Origin of the sequence: Geodermatophilus pulveris, from assembly GCF_900188375.1 — a bacterium.
GTDB lineage: Bacteria > Actinomycetota > Actinomycetes > Mycobacteriales > Geodermatophilaceae > Geodermatophilus > Geodermatophilus pulveris.
Genome location: NZ_FZOO01000008.1, coordinates 114604 through 131937, shown reverse-complemented (window position 1 = coordinate 131937; position 17334 = coordinate 114604). Strand labels below are relative to the sequence as shown.

Genomic DNA, 17334 nt, shown 5'->3' with positions numbered 1-17334 from the left:
TGTGCCAAGCTGTATACAGCTCAGCACACATCACGGCGGGGAGGCAAGCGGTGGACCGGATCGCGCCGGAGCGGCTGCGGGCGTTCGGCACGGGGGTGCTGACCGCCCTCGGCGTGCCGGCGGACGACGCCGCGCTGGTCGCCGGCAGCCTGGTCCAGGCCGACCTGTGGGGGCACCAGTCGCACGGCCTGCTCCGGCTGCCCTGGTACGCGGCCCGGCTGCGCTCCGGCGCGATGCGGGCGGTCACCGCGCCGGCGGTGCTCGCCGACACCGGCCCGCTGGTGCTGCTCGACGGCCGCGACGGCATCGGCCAGGTGCTCGCCGACCGGGCCCGCGCGACGGCGACCGAGCGGGCGCGGACCCACGGCGTCGGCGTCGCCGGCGTCCGCAACTCCGGCCACTTCGGCACGGCCATGTGGTTCACCCGCCGCGCCGCCCGCGACGGCTTCGTCGCCCTGCTCACCACCAACGCCAGCCCGGCCATGGCGCCCTGGGGCGGCCGGGAGGCGCGGGTCGGCACCAACCCGTGGTCGATCGCCGCGCCCGGCCCGGACGGGCGGGTGCTCGCCCTCGACATCGCCAACACCGCGGTGGCCCGCGGCAAGATCCACCTCGCGCACAGCCGCGGGGAGCCCGTCCCGGCGTCCTGGGCGCTCGGCCCGGACGGCGCGCCGACCACCGACCCGGCCGACGCCCTGCGCGGCGTCGTCCTGCCGATGGCCGGGCACAAGGGGTACGCGATCGCGTTCATGATGGACGTGCTGTCCGGCGCGCTGACCGGCAGCGCCGTCGGCACCGGCGTCCACGGGCCCGCCGAGCCGGAGGCGCGCAGCGGCGCGGGCCACCTGTTCCTGGCCCTGGACCCGGCCGCCTTCGGCGACCCCGCGGGCTACCACGCGCGCGTGCGGCAGCTGGTCGAGGAGGTGACGTCGGTGCCGCTGGCCCCGGGCGCCGAGCGGGTGTCCACCCCCGGCGAGGTCGAGGACCGCGCGGAGGCCGCCGCCCTGGCCGCCGGGGGCATCGCCCTCGCCCGGGACGCGCTGGCCGCGCTGCGGCGGCTCGGCGGGGAGACCGGCGTGCCGTTCCCGGGTGGGCGGCCGTGACCGCCGGGGACGACGGCGCCAGCCTGGCCGACCGGGTGCACCGGCGGCTGCGGGAGGAGATCGAGCTCGGCGAGCTGGCGCCGGGGACGCCGCTGTCGGAGCTGTCCCTCGTCGCGCGCACCGGGGCGTCCCGCACGCCGGTGCGCGAGGCGCTGCGCCGGCTGGCCGCGGAGGGCCTGGTCGACCTGGTGCCCCGGCAGGGCGCCCGCGTGTCCCGGGTGTCCGCGCGCAGCGTGCGGGACCTGTTCGAGTTCCGCGCGCTGCTGGAGCCACCGGCCGTGCGGCAGGCCACCGCGGCGGCCGCGGCCGACCCGCAGCTGCACGGGGTCTTCGCCGGCATGCGTGAGGGCTTCGCGCGGATCCAGCGGCAGCCGCCGTCGCCGGCGCGGTCCCGGGCGTTCTACGAGCTGGCCGACCGGTTCGACTGGGCGGTGGTCGGGGCGACCCGCAACGAGCACCTGCGCCGCACCATCGCGGAGCTGCGGCCGCACACCGCGCGGCTGCGCAACCTCTCCCACCTCGACCCCCGGCGGGTGGAGGTCTCCGTCGGAGAGCACCTGGCCGTCTGCGACGCGCTGCTGGCCGGGGACGCCGACGCGGCGGCCGCGGCGACCGCCGGGCACCTCGAGCTCAGCCTGCGGACGATCTTCCGCAACCTGGCCGAGGCCCCCGGCGACGCCCTCGACGTCCTCGGATGAGGTGTGGAACGGCCCTGCCGCAGGGCCCCGCCCCGAGCCTGCGAGGGGTGGGGGGCGGCGGGGTCCGCTAGTACTTGGCCTTGACCGCCAGGACGGGGCAGTGCGCGTCGAGCAGGATCCGCTGGGCCCGGCTGCCGGTGATCAGCTTCCCGGTGGCGGTGCGCCGGCGCAGGCCGATGACGATGAGGCTGGCCTTGACCCGCTCGGCGGCGTCCACGACCTCGTCGGAGGCCTCGTGGCCGGCCACCCGCTGCTCGATCTCGTACACCACGCCGGCGCGGTCCAGCTTGGCGCGGACCTCGTCCAGCGCCCGCTCGGAGGCGAACCGCGCGTCGGCCAGCACGTCGCCGCGGGCGCTGTTGAGGACGTGCAGGGGCTCGTTGCGCAGGCTGGCCTCGGCGATCGCGGCGTCCAGCGCGGCCTCGCCCTCGGGGGTGGGCACGTAGCCCACGACGATGGTCATGGGCGACAGGCTAGGCGGGCCGGTGGGCGGCCCGGAGGGTGAACCGCCGCTCCGGGCGCCCGGCGGTGCCGTAGCGCTGGCGGACGTCGGCCTCCTGCCGGGCGACCAGCTGCTCGAGGTAGCGGCGGGCGCTGACCCGGGCCAGCCCGGTCACCTCGCTGCACTGGGTGGCCGACAGGCCGTCGGCGCCGGCCTCCTGCAGCGCCCCGCGCACCAGCTCCAGCGTCTCCGGCGCGATCCCCTTCGGGGTGACCGGCGCCGTCCGGCCCCCGCCGCGCACGCCGGCGAAGACCCGGTCCACGTCGGCCTGCCCGGCGTCCTGCAGCGTGGCCAGCTCGGCGCGCAGCGCGGCGTACTCGCGCAGCCGGGTCTGGAAGGTCTGCCGGTCGAAGGGCTTGACCAGGTAGTGCAGGACGCCGCCGTGCAGGGCGCTGCGGATGCTCTCGGCGTCCCGCGCGGCGCTGATGACGACCACGTCGACCGGCGCGCCGCCGGCCCGCAGCCGGCGCAGCACCTCCAGGCCGGTCATGTCCGGCAGGTAGACGTCGAGCAGCACCAGGTCCGGCCGCAGCCGGGCCACCTCGGCGAGCGCGCCGGCACCGGTGGACGCCGTCCCGACGACCGTGAAGCCGTCGAGGGCGGCCACGAACCCGGCGTGCACCCGGGCGACCATGAAGTCGTCGTCGACGATGAGCACCCCGATGTCACGGGCGGTCACGCGTCCACCAGGGCCGGTCCGGCGGGCAGCCGCGCGGTGAACACCGAGCCGCCGGCCGAGCTGGCGGTCACCTCCCCGCCGCGGCGGGTGCACACCAGGTGCACCAGGGACAGCCCGATGCCCCGCCCGCCGGGCACCGCGCCGTCCTTGGTGGACACCCCGCGCCGGAAGACCTCGGCCTCCATGCCCGGCGGGACGCCCGGGCCGGAGTCGCGGACGACGACGTCCACCTCGCCGTCGACCAGGCCCAGGCCCACCTCGACCCAGCGCTGCTCGGCGCTGGCGGCGGCGTCCACCGCGTTGTCGACCAGGTTGCCGACGACGGTGGCGACGTCCGCGCTCAGCTCCGGCGGGAGGGCGGGCAGGCCGGAGTCGGGGGCGACGCGCAGCTCCACGCCGCGCTCGGTGGCCTGGCTGGCCTTGGCGACGAGCAGCGCGGCCAGCGCCGGGTCGCGCACCGCGGCGGTGACGGCGGCGCCGAACTCCGAGCGGCTGCTGCTCACCCGGTGCACGAAGCGCACCGCCTCCTCGGCCTCCCCGAGCTCGATGAGGCCGGCGATGGTGTGCAGCCGGTTGTCGAACTCGTGCGCCTGGGCCCGCAGCGTGTCGGTGACGTGCCGGGTGAGGTCGAGCTCGCGGCGCAGCTCGAGCAGCTCGGTGCGGTCGCGCAGCGTGGTGACCGAGCCGATCGGCCGGCCGCGGCTGCGCAGCGGCAGCCGGTTGACCACCAGCACCCGCCCGGCGCTGCCCAGCGCCCGGTCCCGCTCGACGCCGGGCGAGGTGAGCGCGTCGGCCACCTCGCCGGCCACGCCCAGCTCGGCCAGCGTGCGGCCCAGCGCGTCGCCGGGGATGCGCAGCAACCGGATCGCCTCGTCGTTGACCAGCGTGACGCGGCCCTGCAGATCCAGGCCGACGACGCCCTCGCGGATGCCGTGCAGCATCGCGTCGCGGTGCTCGGCCAGGCCGGCGATCGCCGCCGGCTCCAGGCCGAGGGTCTGCCGCTTGACCCGCCGGGCCAGCAGCAGCGAGCCGCCGATGCCGATGGCGCTGGCCAGCCCCAGGTAGGTGAGCAGGTTGGGCGCCGCCACCGCCAGCCCGCCGAGCACGCCGGGGTAGGGCCGCTGCACCGCCACGAACCCCTGCACCGCGTCGCCCCGCGCGGAGTAGACCGGGGCCATCGCGACCGCGGCCCGGCCGTCGTCCACGTCGACGTCCCCGGTCCAGGACCGGCCCTCGAGCACCCGGCTGGCGCCCAGCTCGTAGCGGTCCCCCAGCAGGCCGGGGTCGGCGCTGGCCAGCACGGTGCCGTCGGCCGCGGCGACCACGACGTCGCCGGAGCCGGAGGTGCTGCGGCTGTTCTCCGCCGCGATCCGGACGTACTCCAGCAGGCCGTCGGCCATCGCCTCCCGGGTGGCCCGGGCGTTGGCCAGCGTCTCGGCGACCTGCAGGGCGCGGCGGCTCTCCACCTCCTCGGCGCGGGAGGTCGACTGGGCGACCGTGACCGCGGCGACGCCGACGAGGACGGCGCAGACGATGACCACCTGCAGCGCGAGCAGCTGGCCGGCGAGCGAGAGCCGCCGGGTCACGGGCCCTCCTGGGGGTCGGGGACGGGACGGCCATTCCACCCCGGGCCGCCGCGGCCGACCGCCGGGGACACAACGACCACAAGGTCCGATGCGGACGCAAGCGTGACACGCGCCACGGCCGCTGCGACGGTCCCTGCGAGCGGCGGACACCCGCCCGACACACAGGAGGCACGACATGCGCACTGCTCCCCTGCGGAGTCTCACGGCGGGCGCCCTGGCCGCCGGGCTGCTGCTGACCGGCTGCGGCACCACCGCCGAGGGCGGCTCGGCGGCCGGTGGCGCGGCCGACGGCCCGGTCAGCGGCCTGCGGCTGCTGGTCCCCAACTCGCCGGGCAGCGGCTACGACACCACCGCCCGCGCGGCGGCCCAGGTGATGGAGGACGAGGAGCTGGCCCAGGGCATCGAGGTGTTCAACCTCGAGGGCGCCGGCGGCACCGTGGGCCTGCAGCGGCTGGTCAACGAGGAGGCCAACGCGGACATGCTCATGCAGATGGGCCTCGGCGTCGTCGGCGCGCAGTACAGCAACCGGTCCGAGGCGACGCTGGACCAGACCACCCCCGTGGCCCGGCTGATCGAGGAGGCCGAGGCGATCGTCGTCCCCGCCGACTCCCCCTACCAGACGCTGGACCAGCTGGTGCAGGCGTGGAGCGCCGACCCCGGCACCGTGCCGGTCGGCGGCGCCTCCAACCCCGGCGGCCCGGACCACCTGACCGCGATGCTGCTCGCCCAGGAGGTGGGCGTGGACCCGACGGCGGTCAACTACATCGCCTACGACGGCGGCGGCGAGTTGCTGGCCGGCATCCTCGGCGGGCAGATCGCCGCGGGCGCCACCGGCGTCGGCGAGGTGGCCGAGCAGGCCTCGGCCGGCGAGGTGCGCATCCTCGGCGTCACCACCGAGGAGCGGGTGGAGGGCGTCGACGCGCCGACCCTCACCGAGCAGGGCGTGGACCTGGTCTTCACCAACTGGCGGGGCATCGTGGCCGCCCCGGGCATCTCCGCCGAGGAGGCCCAGCGGCACGTCGACCTGGTCACCGAGATGCACGCCAGCGAGGCCTGGCAGCAGGTGCTCGAGGAGCAGGGCTGGACCGACGCCTTCCTCGCCGGTGACGAGTTCGGCGCCTTCATCGACGAGGAGAGCCAGCGGGTGCAGGGCGTCCTGGGTGAGCTGGGGCTGGCGTGAGCTCCCCCTCGACCGGTCTCCGGGGACGGGGCCGCTCCGAGTTCGGGGTGGCCCTGTTCCTGGGCGGGCTCGGCGTGCTGGTGATCGTCCAGGCGGCGCTGCTGGAGGAGAGCCTGATCGTGCGCGGCCCGGTGGGGCCGCGGACGGTGCCGCTGCTGGTCGGCGGGCTGCTGGTCGTCGTCGCCGCCGTCCTCGCCGTCGACGTGCTGCGCGGCGGCCGGGGCGAGCCGGAGGGCGGTGAGGACGTCGATCTCACCAGCGGCAGCGACTGGCGGACCATCGCGCTGCTGGCCGCGGCCTTCGTCGCCAACGCGCTGCTCATCGAGCCGCTCGGCTGGCCGGTGTCCGGCGCGATCCTCTTCTGGGGCTCGGCGTTCGCCCTCGGCAGCCGGCACCCGGTGCGCGACCTGGCCATCGCCGTCGTGCTGTCGGTCGGCAGCTGGTACCTGTTCGTGCTCGGCCTGGGCATCGCCCTGCCGGTCGGCGTGCTGCAGGGGATCCTCTGATGGGCGCCTTCAGCGAGCTCGCGAACGGGTTCGCCACCGCGCTGACGCCGGAGAACCTCATGTTCGCGCTGCTCGGCGTGCTGCTGGGCACCGCGATCGGCGTGCTGCCCGGCATCGGCCCGGCGATGGCCGTCGCGCTGCTGCTGCCGCTGACCCGCAGCCTGGACGCCACCACCGCGCTGATCATGTTCGCCGGCATCTACTACGGCGGCATGTACGGCGGTTCGACGACGTCGATCCTGCTCAACACCCCCGGCGAGAGCGCCTCGGTGGTCACCGCCCTCGAGGGCAACAAGATGGCCCGCTCCGGCCGAGCCGCGCAGGCACTGGCGACCGCGGCGATCGGCTCGTTCATCGCCGGCACGATCGCCACCCTGCTGCTGGCCCTGCTCGCCCCGACCGTCGCCGACCTCGCCGTCGGCGTCGGGCAGGCCGACTACTTCGCCGTCATGGTGCTGGCCTTCATCGCGGTGACCTCGGTGCTGGGCAGCTCCCGGGTCCGCGGGCTGGCCGCCCTGGGCCTGGGCCTGACCATCGGCCTGGTCGGCATCGACCGCAGCTCCGGGCAGCAGCGGCTGACCTTCGGCGTCCCGGAGCTGGCCGACGGGATCGACGTCGTCGTCGTCGCGGTGGGCCTGTTCGCCGTCGGCGAGGCGCTGTGGATCGCCGCGCACCTGCGCCGCCGCCCGGTCGAGGTCATCCCGGTGGGCAACCCGCGGATGAGCCGGGAGGACTGGCGGCGGTCGTGGAAGCCGTGGCTGCGCGGCACCGCGATCGGCTTCCCGTTCGGCGCCGTGCCCGCCGGCGGGGCGGAGATCCCGACGTTCCTCTCCTACGTCACCGAGAAGCGGCTGAGCAAGCACCCGGAGGAGTTCGGGCACGGTGCCATCGAGGGCGTGGCCGGACCGGAGGCGACGAACAACGCCTCCGCCGCCGGCGGCCTGGTGCCGCTGCTCACCCTGGGCATCCCGGTCACGGCCACCGCGGCGGTGCTGCTGGCGGCGATCACCAGCTTCGGCATCGAGCCGGGGCCGCAGCTGTTCGACAACGAGCCGGAGCTGGTCTGGGGCCTGATCGCCAGCCTGTTCATCGGCAACACCGCGCTGCTGCTGCTCAACCTGCCGCTGGCGCCGGTGTGGGCCCGGCTGCTGCGGATCCCGCGCTCGTACCTGTACGCGGGCATCCTCTTCTTCGCCAGCCTGGGTGCCTACGCGGCCAACGCCTCGCCGTTCGACCTGTTCCTGCTGCTGGTCATCGGCGCGCTCGGCTTCATGATGCGCCGCTACGGGCTGCCGGTGCTGCCGGCCATCATCGGGGCGATCCTCGGGCCGTTCGCCGAGGAGCGGCTGCGCACGGCCCTGCAGATCAGCAACGGCGAGCTGTCCGGCCTGATCACCCCGTTCTCGGCAGTGGTCTACACCGTCGTGCTGCTCGTGCTGCTGTGGCCGCTGGTCCGCCGGCTGCTGCCGCGCCGGGGGCTGCACGTGCCGGTGCTGGACGACGCGGTGCACGAGATCGAGGAGGCGCACCACCACCACGGCACGACCGACGCCGTGTCGGTGGAGACCCGCAGCCGTCCCGAGGAGGACCGGCCCGGCCGCTGAGCGTTCCGGCCACCGAGCCCCGGCCACCGCGCCCGGGGGGCGACCGCGGACCCGCGGCCGCCCCCCGGGCGCGGCGCTAGGGTGGGGCCCGTGCCCCCGCCGGACCGCCGCTGACCGGTGCGGTCGGACCTCGACGACGTCGACGTCGTCTTCCTCGCCTGGCGCGAGCCGCCCGGGCTGCTGGAGCGGCAGCACGCCGCCGTCGCCGCGGCACTGCGCCCGCACTGGCGCGGCCGGGCGGTGCTGGTGGAGAACGGCGCGGCGCCGGCCACCGCGGCCGCCGCCCGGGCGCAGCTGGCCCGCTACCCGCACGCGGAGCCGACCGTGCTGTGGTCGCGGCGCAACCTGGGCTTCGCCCGCGCGGTGGACCTCGGCCTGGACGCCTGCCGCGGCCGCTACGCCGCGCTGCTCAACTCCGACGGCCGGCCCGACCCGGACATGCTGCGGGTCCTCGCCGCCGAGCTGGACGCCGACCCGTCCGCGGTCGCCGCGGCGCCGGGGGTGCACGGGCCCGGGGAGGAGTCGCCGCCCGCCGGGCCGGCGCACCCCGTCGAGCAGCTCAGCGGCACGGCGGTGCTGCTCCGCCGGGCGGAGTTCCTGGCCGCCGGCGGCTTCGACCCGCTGTACTTCTTCTACAACGAGGACGCCGACGCCTCCCGCCGGCTGCGCGCGGCCGGGCACGTGCTGCTGCGGGTCCCGGCCACCCGGTTCACCCACGACCGGTCGGGCCGGTCGGCCGCGGGGGTGTTCCTGCGCGAGTGGCACCACGCGCGGACCGCGCAGGTGCTGGTGCACCAGTACGCGCCCTCGCTGCCGCGGGAGCTGCCCCGCTTCGCCGTCCGGCGTGCCCGCGCGGTGGCCGCGCACCTGCGCGACGGCGACCGGCCGGGCGCCGCGGGCATCGCGCTGGCCACCCTGGAGCTGCCCCGCGGGCTGCTCGCCGCGGCCGCCCGCCGCCGCCGGCCGTGGGACGGCGACCGGCTGGCGGCCTGGCTGCGCACCGCCCGCCCCCGATGTGGCCCCGTCCAGGGGCCCGCCCCGAGCCTGCGAGGGGTGGGGGGGACGGGGTCCTTCTTCAGTAGGCGCCCGCCGGCAGGGCGGGGCCCTCGTCCTTGAGCGCCACCCCGGAGGCGCCCAGCTCGCGGGCCGCGGTCAGCAGCGCGGCCACGGTGTCGGCGGCCTGCCCGTAGGACAGCCCGTGCGGCGGGCGGACGTTGGAGACGCAGTTGCGCTCGGAGTCGATCCGCCCCGGCCGCGGGTCCCAGGTGAGGTAGACGCCGAGGGAGTCCGCCGAGGACAGCCCCGGCCGCTCCCCCACCAGCACGACGACGGCCCGCGCCCCGAGCGCGGCGGCCACCGCGTCGCCCAGCGCCACCCGCGCCTGGGCGGCCAGCACCAGCGGCGCGACCGACCAGCCGGGCAGCCGCTCCAGCAGCGCGCCCACCAGCCCGGCGGCGTGCTCGTGCACCGCGCGCGGGGAGAGCCCGTCGGCGATCACGACGGCCAGGTCGTCCTCGGTCCGGGGCAGCGTCGTGCCCTCCGCCAGCTGCCGGCCGAGGTCGGGGCGCTGCAGGTAGGTGGCCCGGTCCGGGGCGGCGGAGTGCACCTCGAGCAGCTCCCGGTCGCCGAGCGCGGCCCGCACCGCCGCCGGGTCGAGGGGCTGGTGCACCGCGTCCCGGGCCGCGGCGTGCGCGGCGCGGAACTCCAGCTCCCGGGCGGTGGGCAGCGCGTCCCCGGCCCGGCCGAGGGCCACCCGCGCCCGGGTCGCCGACCGCAGCAGCGCCCACGGGTCGTCGCGCACCGGCAGCGGCCGGTCCAGGGCGTCGGTCACGGGTCCTCCTCGCTCGCGCTCGTCGGCCCCGTGCCCGGCGGTGCTGTGCCCCCGCGTGACCTCGCGAGCTCGGTCACGACGCCGCCGCCGCGAGCAGGGCCCGGGCCGCGGGTGCGTCGGCGGTCAGCTCGCGCACCCGGCCGGCGTCGTCGAGCAGGTCCATCCGGGCCAGCCAGACCTCGAACTCCGGCGCCGGCCGCAGCCCGAGCACCTGCCGGGTGGTCAGGACGTCGGTGAACGACAGCGACTGGTAGTGCAGCATCACGTCGTCGGCCCCGGGGACGGCGATGAGGAAGGTGCAGCCGGCCGCGCCGAGCAGCAGCATCAGCGCATCGGTGTCGTCGCCGTCGACCTCGGCGTGGTTGGTGTAGCAGACGTCCACCCCCATGGGCAGGCCGAGCAGCTTGCCGCAGAAGTGGTCCTCCAGCCCGGCGCGCAGCACCTGCCTGCCGTCGTAGAGGTACTCCGGGCCGATGAACCCCACGACGGTGTTGACCAGCAGCGGTGCGAAGTGCCGGGCGACGCCGTGGGCGCGGGCCTCCAGGGTCTGCTGGTCGACCGGGCGCCCACCGATGCCGCGGTGCGCGTCGGCCGACAGCGCCGAACCCTGCCCGGTCTCGAAGTAGGTCACGTTGTCCCCGACCGTCCCGCGGCCCAGCGCCAGGGCACCGGCGCGGGCCTCGGCGAGCAGGTCGAGGGTGACGCCGAAGCCGCGGTTGGCCCCCTGGGTGCCGGCGACGGACTGGAACACCAGGTCCACCGGGGCGCCCTGCTCCAGCGCCCGCAGCGTGGTGGTCACGTGCGCCAGCACGCAGGACTGGGTGGGGATGCCGTACCGGGCGATGACCTCGTCGACCAGCTCCAGCAGCGCGACCGTGCGGGCCGGCGAGTCGGTGGCCGGGTTGATGCCGATGACGGCGTCCCCGCTGCCCTGCAGCAGCCCGTCGACGATGGACGCCGTCACGCCCAGCGGGTCGTCGGTCGGGTGGTTGGGCTGCAGCCGGGAGGCCAGCGTGCCGGGCAGGCCGAGGGTGCTGCGCAGCCCGGTGACCACCCGGGTCCGGCGGCCGACGGCGACCAGGTCGGCGTTGCGCATGAGCTTGGAGGTCGCCGCGACCATCTCCGGCGTGAGCCCGGGCGCGAGGGCGCTGATGGCCGCCTCGTCCCCGGCGGCCGCCCAGGCCAGCAGCCGGTCGCGGAACTCCCCCACCGTCAGCGACGCGACCGGGGCGAACGCGGCGCGGTCGTGGGTGTCCAGGACCAGCCGGGTGACGTCGTCCTCCTCGTAGCCGACCACCTGCTCGTCGAGGAAGGTGGCCAGCGGCAGGTCGGCGAGCACCGTCTGCGCGGCGACGCGCTCGGCGGCCGACGCCGCCGCGCAGCCCGCGAGCACGTCGCCCGAGCGCAGCGGGGTGGCCTTGGCCATCAGCTCGACCAGCGTGGGGAACTCGTACGTGTGCCCGCCCAGCGTCGCGCGGCGCGCGCTCACCGGACGTCGTCCCGGGCGTCGGCCAGCAACTCGAACTCCTCCTCCGGCGCGGAGGCCACCAGGTGGTGGCGGCTGTGCAGGGCGAAGTAGGCGAGGAAGGCGGCGTAGGCGGCGAGCGTCCACAGCGCGGCGGTGACGTCGACGAGGAACGTCGCCACCGCGGCGGCGGCGGCCAGCACCAGCGCGACGCCGGTGGTCGCCGTCCCGCCCGGGGTGCGGTAGGGCCGCGGCAGGTCCGGCTCGCGGCGGCGCAGCACGATGTGGCTGACCATCATGAGCACGTAGGAGACCGTCGCCCCGAAGACGGCCATGTTGAGCAGCACCGCGCCCTGCCCGGTCAGCGAGAGGGCGAAGCCGATCGCGCCGGGCACGAGCAGGGCCAGCACCGGGGCCTTGCGCGCGTTGGTCACCGACAGCGCCCGCGGCAGGTAGCCGGCGCGGGAGAGCGCGAAGGTCTGCCGCGAGTACGCGTAGATGATCGAGAAGAAGCTGGCGACCAGGCCGAACAGCCCGGCGTAGTTGACCACCGTCGTCAGGCCGCCGGGGGCGCCGGCGGCGGCCAGCGCGTCGACCGGCGGGTTGCCCGACTCCGCGATCGCCGCCGACCCGGCCGCGCCCGGGGTGAACACCAGCATGAGGACGGCGAGGACGACGAGCACGCCCATCGCCGCGACGATCCCCCGTGGCATGGAGCGGGCCGGGTCGCGGGCCTCCTCGGCGGCCAGCGGCACGCTCTCGACGGCGAGGAAGAACCAGATCGCGAACGGGAACGCCGCCCAGATGCCCAGGATCCCGTAGGGCAGGAACGCCGAGGCGCCGGCGGCGTCGGTGGGCGCGATGTCGAGCAGGTTCCCGGCGTCGAACCGCGGGACGGCGCCGGCGAGGAACACCGCCAGCCCGGCCAGCGCGACGACGGTGACGGCGAACATCGCCTTGAGCGCCTCGCCGACGCCGAGGAGGTGGATGCCGACGAACAGCGCGTACACCGCGAGGTAGACCCACCAGCCGTCGGTGATGCCGAACAGCCCGAGGGACTCGACGTAGGCGCCGATGAACGTGGCGATCGCGGCCGGCGCGATCGCGTACTCGATGAGGACGGCGACCCCGGTGGCGTAGCCGCCCCACGGGCCGAGCGCGCGCCGAGCGAAGGTGTACCCGCCGCCGGCGGTCGGCAGCGCGGAGCCCAGCTCGGCCAGCCCGAACACCATCGCGGTGTACATGACCGCCATGAGCACGGTGGCGACCAGCAGGCCGCCGAAGCCGCCTTCGGCCAGGCCGAAGTTCCAGCCGGCGTAGTCGCCGGAGATGACCGCCGAGACGCCGAGGCCGGCCAGCAGCAGCCAGCCCGCCGTCCCGGTGCGCAGCCGGCGCTTCTCCAGGTAGCCCTCGTCGACCCGCTCGGCCTCGACGCCGGCGCGGCGGGCCGGGGTCGTGCGGGCGGTGGGTTCGGCGGTCATGGCGGCTCCCGCGGTCGGCCCGCCGGGGTGCGGGGAGGGCCAGCGTCGTCCGACGGCCGGGCGCGGTCAACGGCCCGCGGCGGCGCAACACGGCGTTCACCGGCGCGTACGCGCGGCGACTCACGCGCGGGACGGCCGTCGTCCCGCGGACCGGCCGCCGCCCGGCCGGTCTGGGCGACACTCGCCGTCGGCACCGGGTGCGGCGGACGGAGGACGGCAGCGGTGAGCCAGGCAACGGACGCGGGCGACCTGCTCGCGTCGCTGGCCTCCGGCGGCGACCTGGGCTCCTTCCCGGGGGACCTGGTGCACCTCACCGCACGGCAGGTGCCGCACGCCGAGGCCTGCGGGCTCACCCTGACCCGCGCCACCAGCGGGGTCACCGTGGCCAGCACCGGCCCGCTGGCCGACCGGGCCGACCAGCGGCAGTACCGGCTGGACGTCGGGCCGTCCCTGGAGTCGATGCGCACCGGCACCGTCGTCCGGGTCGAGGACATGGCCACCGAAGGGCGCTGGGACCCCTACCCGGCGCAGGCCGTGGAGCTCGGCGTGCGCTCCTCGCTGTCGCTGCCGCTGGACGTCGAGGGCCGCAGCGCCGGCGCGCTGAACCTCTACGCCACCGAACCGGGGGTGTTCACCGCCCAGGACGAGTCCGTCGCGGCCGGCTGGGCGGAGCAGGCGACCGGCGCGCTGACGGTCGCGCTCCGGATCGCCGACAGCGACGACCGCGCCGACCGGCTGACCGGCGGCCTGGACACCCGGGCCACCATCGGGCAGGCCGTCGGCCTGCTCATGGCACAGGAGCGCTGCACCGCGGCCGCGGCCTTCGACCTGCTGCGGATCGCCTCCCAGCGGCGCAACGTCGAGCTGCGCGACATCGCGGCCGGGATCGTCGGCGCGTTCGAGGAGGGGCTGGCCGACCGCCCGGGCCGCTGGTGAGCGCTCAGAGGCCGTGCCAGCGGCCCTCGGTGGCGTTGCCCTCCGGCACCGAGCGGAAGACGTTGCCCTCGGTGGACGGCGTGCGGTGGTCGTCGGCGAGCGCGAACACCCGCAGCAGCGGCCCGACGAGCGCGTCGTAGACCGCCGGGAACAGCCGGAAGCCGAGGATGACCACCGGGTTGGCGAACCCGGACTGGACCAGCCGCCGCGGGTGCTCCAGCCGCGCCACCACCGAGCGGGCCACCCGCTGCGGCGAGTAGATCGGGATGGGCGGCCGTCCCTTGATCCCGATGAAGCTGCCCGCCTGCGCGTAGATCGGGGTGTTGACCCCACCCGGGGCGACGGCGGAGACGTGCAGGCCCGGGACGTCGCGGGTCTCCTGCTGCAGCACGCGGATCAGGCCGAGCTGCCCCCACTTGGCGGCGATGTAGCTGCCCATCAGCGGGGTGGCCACCGAGGCCAGCAGCGAGCTGACGACGACGAGGTGGCCGGCCTCCTGGCGGCGGAAGACCGGCAGCACCACGCGGGCGAGGTTGGCGGTGCCGTGCAGCGAGGTGTCGACGACGCGCTCGTAGACCTCCTTGGGCACGTCCTCGATCCGGCCGTAGGCGACCACCTGGGCGGAGTGGATGACGGCGTCGAGGCGGCCGAAGCGGGCGACGGTGCCCTCGACGGCCGTGCGCAGCGCGTCCTCGTCGAGCACGTCGGCGGGGCAGACCAGCACCTCGGCGGCGCCGGCCTCCCGGGCCTCGGCCGCCGTGTCCTCCAGCGCCGCGCGGCCGCGGGCGACCAGGACCAGCCGCGCGCCGCGGCCGGCCAGCAGGTGCACGGTGGCCCGGCCGATCCCGCTCGAGGCGCCGGTGACGAGGGCGGTCAGGGGCTGGGACGGCGCGGCCGGCGGCATGCGGCTCCTCGGGTCGGGGGGGCGGTGGACGCGCGGGGCAGGTCGTCCTGCGCATCGGTGTAGCCGCCCTACCCTCGGGCTCGGCGGCTCATGCGGGCAGGACGTCGTACAGCCAGCCGGGCCCGGTGACGGCCGCGCCCGCGGGCAGCCGGGCCCGCAGGCCGCGGTCGGCGGTGACCACCACCAGGTCGCGCCCCTCCCCCGCGACGCGGGCCGCGACGGAGGCGAGCGCGTCGTCCCCGCTGCCCGGGGCGCGCACCACGGTGACGCCGTCCGGGGCGGGGACCGCGCGGGCCGCACCCTCGACGACCGCCACCACCTCGGCGCACCGCAGCGGGTCACCGCCCGCGGGTGCGGGCACCGTCCGGCCCGGCAGCGCGGCCAGCCGGGCGAGCAGGCGGGCAGTCGCCCCGGCGCGGTCGCGCCACCAGCCGTCGGGCCGGGCGCCCACCACGTTGGCGGCGTCCACCAGCAGCACGGCTCCCGCGTCCTCCCCCGGCACCCGCCCATCCTCACCCCCACGGGCCGCGGCGCTCCCCGGGCGGCACCGCGCGCTCCTACGCTGCGGCCCATGTGCCGCAACATCCGGCCGCTGGCCAACTTCGCGCCGCCCGTCACCGACGCGGAGGTGCACGCCGCAGCGCTGCAGTACGTGCGCAAGATCAGCGGGACGGCACGGCCGTCCCGGGCCAACGAGGAGGCGTTCGACCGCGCCGTCGCCGAGGTCGCCGAGGCCTCCGCCCGGCTGCTGGCCGCCGTGGTCACCACCGCGCCGCCGCGGGACCGCGAGGTGGAGGCGGCCAAGGCACGCCGGCGGGCGGCGCTGCGGTACGGCACCTGAGCCAACGGAGTGTGAACGCGGGATGCGGGGTAGAGCGGCCCGGAGCCCAGTTCACATCTCCGGAGGAGCACCACCATGGCGCGCAACACCCTGTCCCGCTCCTTGCACGACGTCGGCCTCGCCGCCTGGTTCGGCGGCACGCTGGCCAATGCCGTGGCCCTCAACCCGGCCGCCGGTGAGGCCGGCGGGGCCTCCGACGCCGGCCGGGTCGCCAACGCCGGGTGGGACCGGTGGACGCCGGTCAACGCCGCGGCCATCGGCGCCCACCTCGTCGGCAGCGTCGGCCAGCTGATCGCGCACCGCGCGCGGGTCTCCCAGCAGGAGGGCGTGGCCGGCATGAGCACGGTGAAGACCCTGCTGACCGCGGCCGCACTCGGCGTCACCGCCTACAGCCGGGCGCTGGGCAAGGTCGTCTCGGACGCCGGAGGCACCCCGTCCCGCTCGGGCACCAAGCCGAGCAAGCGGGCCCGGGCCGAGGTCGCCGAGGCGCAGGCCAAGCTCGACCAGCTGCAGTGGGTGATCCCGGCGCTGACCGGGGCGCTCGTGGTGGTCAGCTCCTATGCCGGGGAGCAGCAGCGGCCCAGCGAGGTCGCGCGCGGGCTCACTGCCCGCTGACCGTCCGCGCGCGACCCGCCCCGAGCCAGGAGGACCCGTGACCCACGCCGTCGACACCCCGGACGCGTCCGCCCCCAGCACGTCCGCCCGCGGCGGCGCCACCCGGTGCGCCGACTGCACCGACGGGCTGGGCCGGCCGCGGCCGGTCGCGCCCGGCTCGTGGCGGGACCGCGTCCGGCAGAAGCCGGGCCTGGGGATCGCCTACCGGGTCGCGGTCTTCGTGGCAGGGCTGCTGCTCGTGCTGCTCGGCCTGGCGCTGACCGTGCTGCCCGGGCCGCTCACCATCCCGCCGATCCTGGTCGGGCTGTGGGTGTGGTCGACGGAGTTCGAGTGGGCGCGGCGGTTCTTCCTGGCCTTCCGCCGCAAGGCCCGCGACACGTGGGCGCACGCCCGGCAGCACCCGGCCAGCTCGGCGGCGGTGACCGTCGGCGGCCTGGTGGCCGCCGGTGTCGTGTTCTGGGCGGTGGGCCACTACGACCTGGTCGCCCGGCTGCTCGGCGTCGTCGGGGGCTGACCCACCAGGACCGGCCCGATCCGGCCCGGCGGACCGCACCACGGGGTGCGGTCCGCCAGGCCGGTCGTGGCCTCAGGCCCGGTCGCGGGACACGTCGTCCGGGTCGGGGGTGCGGAACGGCGGGTCGCCGGCCGGCTCGCCCGACCCCGCCGCCTGCGGCTGGCCCTCCTCGGGCCGGTCGGGCTCCTCGCCGCCCACCCCGAAGCCGTCGGCCGGTTGCGGGCCACCGGCTCCGGGGTCGGCCGCGGGGATGCCGTCGGCCTCCTGGCCGAGGTTGGGTTCCATGGGGGTCCACATCGACACGTCGTCCTCCTGACCGCGCTGACGGATGGGCGTGCCGGGGGTCCTACCCAGCTGCCGCGGCGGGCACGGTGCCAGTGGGGGTGAACGGAGCGTGAACGACGGCCCCGGCGCTCGGCCCAGGGCCGCGCAGATCGCGTCGGCGACGGCGTCGGGGGCCTCGTGCTCCCAGAAGCGCAGCACCCGCCAGCCGGCGGCCCGCAGCACCGCGTCGGCCCGCCGGTCACGGGCGGTGTTGCTCGCGGCCGCCGTGCAGGGGCCCGCCGCGAGCCTGCGAGCGGTGGGGGGCACGGTGGTCCTTCTGCAGAAGCAGCCGTCGAGGAAGACGACCAGCCGCCGCCCCTTCCAGACGAGGTCACCGCGGGCCCGGGTGGCCGCGCACGGGCGGACGTCGACCCGGTAGCGGACGCCGCGGGCGTGCAGTCGCCGGCGGACCGCGAGCTCGTGCGCGGTGTCCCGGCGCGGCTGGCGCCGGAACCGCCGGGCGACCGTCTCCGACGACGGTGCCGGGCTCGGCCCGGGACCTGACGCCACCCCTGCCCTCCCCTGCCGTGGGGTGCGGACGCTACGGAGCACGGGTGACAGCCCG

General features: G+C 76.8%; 19 protein-coding genes. 10 read left to right on the top strand and 9 right to left on the bottom strand.

Annotated features, from left to right (window positions below):
• Positions 1 to 50: 50 nt before the first annotated feature.
• Together CHB98_RS16210 and CHB98_RS16205 are read left to right on the top strand one after the other, a co-directional pair.
• Positions 51 to 1103 carry an Ldh family oxidoreductase gene (locus CHB98_RS16210; protein ID WP_245821248.1) on the top strand — a complete coding sequence of 351 codons (1053 nt, stop codon included), beginning with the start codon at positions 51 to 53 and terminating at the stop codon, positions 1101 to 1103.
• Complete coding sequence (locus CHB98_RS16205) at positions 1100 to 1801, top strand: GntR family transcriptional regulator (protein WP_089306629.1); 702 nt, start codon at positions 1100 to 1102, stop codon at positions 1799 to 1801. The genes CHB98_RS16210 and CHB98_RS16205 overlap by 4 nt, the downstream gene beginning before the upstream one ends.
• 67 nt (positions 1802 to 1868) lie before the next feature.
• On the opposite strand, the gene CHB98_RS16200 is transcribed toward CHB98_RS16205, so the two are convergent.
• From CHB98_RS16200 to CHB98_RS16190, 3 genes are read right to left on the bottom strand one after another with little or no spacing between them, the layout of a single operon-like run.
• Positions 1869 to 2264, bottom strand: coding sequence for a universal stress protein (locus tag CHB98_RS16200; RefSeq protein ID WP_089306628.1), 396 nt, complete (start codon positions 2262 to 2264; stop codon positions 1869 to 1871).
• 10 nt (positions 2265 to 2274) lie between these two features.
• Positions 2275 to 2982, bottom strand: coding sequence for a response regulator (locus tag CHB98_RS16195; protein WP_245821246.1), 708 nt, complete (start codon positions 2980 to 2982; stop codon positions 2275 to 2277).
• On the bottom strand, positions 2979 to 4568 hold the full coding sequence (locus CHB98_RS16190; protein WP_089306627.1) for a sensor histidine kinase: 1590 nt from the start codon (positions 4566 to 4568) through the stop codon (positions 2979 to 2981). The genes CHB98_RS16195 and CHB98_RS16190 overlap by 4 nt, the downstream gene beginning before the upstream one ends.
• 175 nt (positions 4569 to 4743) lie before the next feature.
• Between CHB98_RS16190 and CHB98_RS16185 the strand changes: the two genes are divergently transcribed.
• The 4 genes from CHB98_RS16185 to CHB98_RS16170 all read left to right on the top strand — a co-directional run bounded on the left by CHB98_RS16185 (position 4744) and on the right by CHB98_RS16170 (position 8974).
• Positions 4744 to 5748, top strand: a complete 1005-nt coding sequence (locus CHB98_RS16185; RefSeq protein WP_089306626.1) for a Bug family tripartite tricarboxylate transporter substrate binding protein — start codon at positions 4744 to 4746, stop codon at positions 5746 to 5748.
• Positions 5745 to 6254, top strand: coding sequence for a tripartite tricarboxylate transporter TctB family protein (locus CHB98_RS16180; protein ID WP_089306625.1), 510 nt, complete (start codon positions 5745 to 5747; stop codon positions 6252 to 6254). Before CHB98_RS16185 ends, CHB98_RS16180 begins: the two co-directional genes overlap by 4 nt.
• Positions 6254 to 7858, top strand: coding sequence for a tripartite tricarboxylate transporter permease (locus CHB98_RS16175; protein WP_089306624.1), 1605 nt, complete (start codon positions 6254 to 6256; stop codon positions 7856 to 7858). The genes CHB98_RS16180 and CHB98_RS16175 overlap by 1 nt, the downstream gene beginning before the upstream one ends.
• 117 nt (positions 7859 to 7975) lie before the next feature.
• On the top strand, positions 7976 to 8974 hold the full coding sequence (locus CHB98_RS16170) for a glycosyltransferase (protein WP_089306623.1): 999 nt from the start codon (positions 7976 to 7978) through the stop codon (positions 8972 to 8974).
• On the opposite strand, the gene eutC is transcribed toward CHB98_RS16170, so the two are convergent.
• The 3 genes from eutC to eat form a co-directional block, all read right to left on the bottom strand.
• Complete coding sequence (gene eutC / locus CHB98_RS16165; RefSeq protein WP_089306622.1) at positions 8934 to 9689, bottom strand: ethanolamine ammonia-lyase subunit EutC; 756 nt, start codon at positions 9687 to 9689, stop codon at positions 8934 to 8936. The two genes, CHB98_RS16170 and eutC, sit on opposite strands and share 41 nt — an antisense overlap.
• 73 nt (positions 9690 to 9762) lie before the next feature.
• A complete protein-coding gene (locus CHB98_RS16160) occupies positions 9763 to 11178 on the bottom strand; it encodes an ethanolamine ammonia-lyase subunit EutB (RefSeq protein ID WP_089306621.1) in 1416 nt (471 codons plus the stop codon).
• Positions 11175 to 12635 (bottom strand): ethanolamine permease, encoded by a 1461-nt coding sequence (gene eat / locus CHB98_RS16155; protein WP_089306620.1) that lies wholly within the window; start codon positions 12633 to 12635, stop codon positions 11175 to 11177. The genes CHB98_RS16160 and eat overlap by 4 nt, the downstream gene beginning before the upstream one ends.
• 222 nt (positions 12636 to 12857) lie before the next feature.
• Here eat and CHB98_RS16150 point away from each other — a divergent pair, with 222 nt between their 5' ends.
• Complete coding sequence (locus CHB98_RS16150; RefSeq protein WP_179224589.1) at positions 12858 to 13571, top strand: GAF and ANTAR domain-containing protein; 714 nt, start codon at positions 12858 to 12860, stop codon at positions 13569 to 13571.
• Positions 13572 to 13575: 4 nt separating this feature from the next.
• Here CHB98_RS16150 and CHB98_RS16145 read toward each other — a convergent pair whose 3' ends face one another.
• Together CHB98_RS16145 and CHB98_RS16140 are read right to left on the bottom strand one after the other, a co-directional pair.
• Complete coding sequence (locus CHB98_RS16145) at positions 13576 to 14475, bottom strand: SDR family NAD(P)-dependent oxidoreductase (protein ID WP_089306618.1); 900 nt, start codon at positions 14473 to 14475, stop codon at positions 13576 to 13578.
• Positions 14476 to 14563: 88 nt separating this feature from the next.
• Positions 14564 to 14977 (bottom strand): hypothetical protein, encoded by a 414-nt coding sequence (locus CHB98_RS16140; protein ID WP_089306617.1) that lies wholly within the window; start codon positions 14975 to 14977, stop codon positions 14564 to 14566.
• 69 nt (positions 14978 to 15046) lie between these two features.
• Here CHB98_RS16140 and CHB98_RS16135 point away from each other — a divergent pair, with 69 nt between their 5' ends.
• The 3 genes from CHB98_RS16135 (at position 15047) to CHB98_RS16125 (ending at position 16445) form a co-directional block, all read left to right on the top strand.
• Complete coding sequence (locus tag CHB98_RS16135; protein WP_089306616.1) at positions 15047 to 15316, top strand: DUF2277 domain-containing protein; 270 nt, start codon at positions 15047 to 15049, stop codon at positions 15314 to 15316.
• Positions 15317 to 15391: 75 nt separating this feature from the next.
• Positions 15392 to 15931, top strand: coding sequence for a hypothetical protein (locus tag CHB98_RS16130; RefSeq protein ID WP_089306615.1), 540 nt, complete (start codon positions 15392 to 15394; stop codon positions 15929 to 15931).
• 37 nt (positions 15932 to 15968) lie between these two features.
• A complete protein-coding gene (locus CHB98_RS16125; protein ID WP_179224587.1) occupies positions 15969 to 16445 on the top strand; it encodes a PGPGW domain-containing protein in 477 nt (158 codons plus the stop codon).
• Positions 16446 to 16517: 72 nt separating this feature from the next.
• Here CHB98_RS16125 and CHB98_RS22510 read toward each other — a convergent pair whose 3' ends face one another.
• Complete coding sequence (locus CHB98_RS22510) at positions 16518 to 17279, bottom strand: hypothetical protein (RefSeq protein WP_089306613.1); 762 nt, start codon at positions 17277 to 17279, stop codon at positions 16518 to 16520.
• Positions 17280 to 17334: the final 55 nt, after the last annotated feature.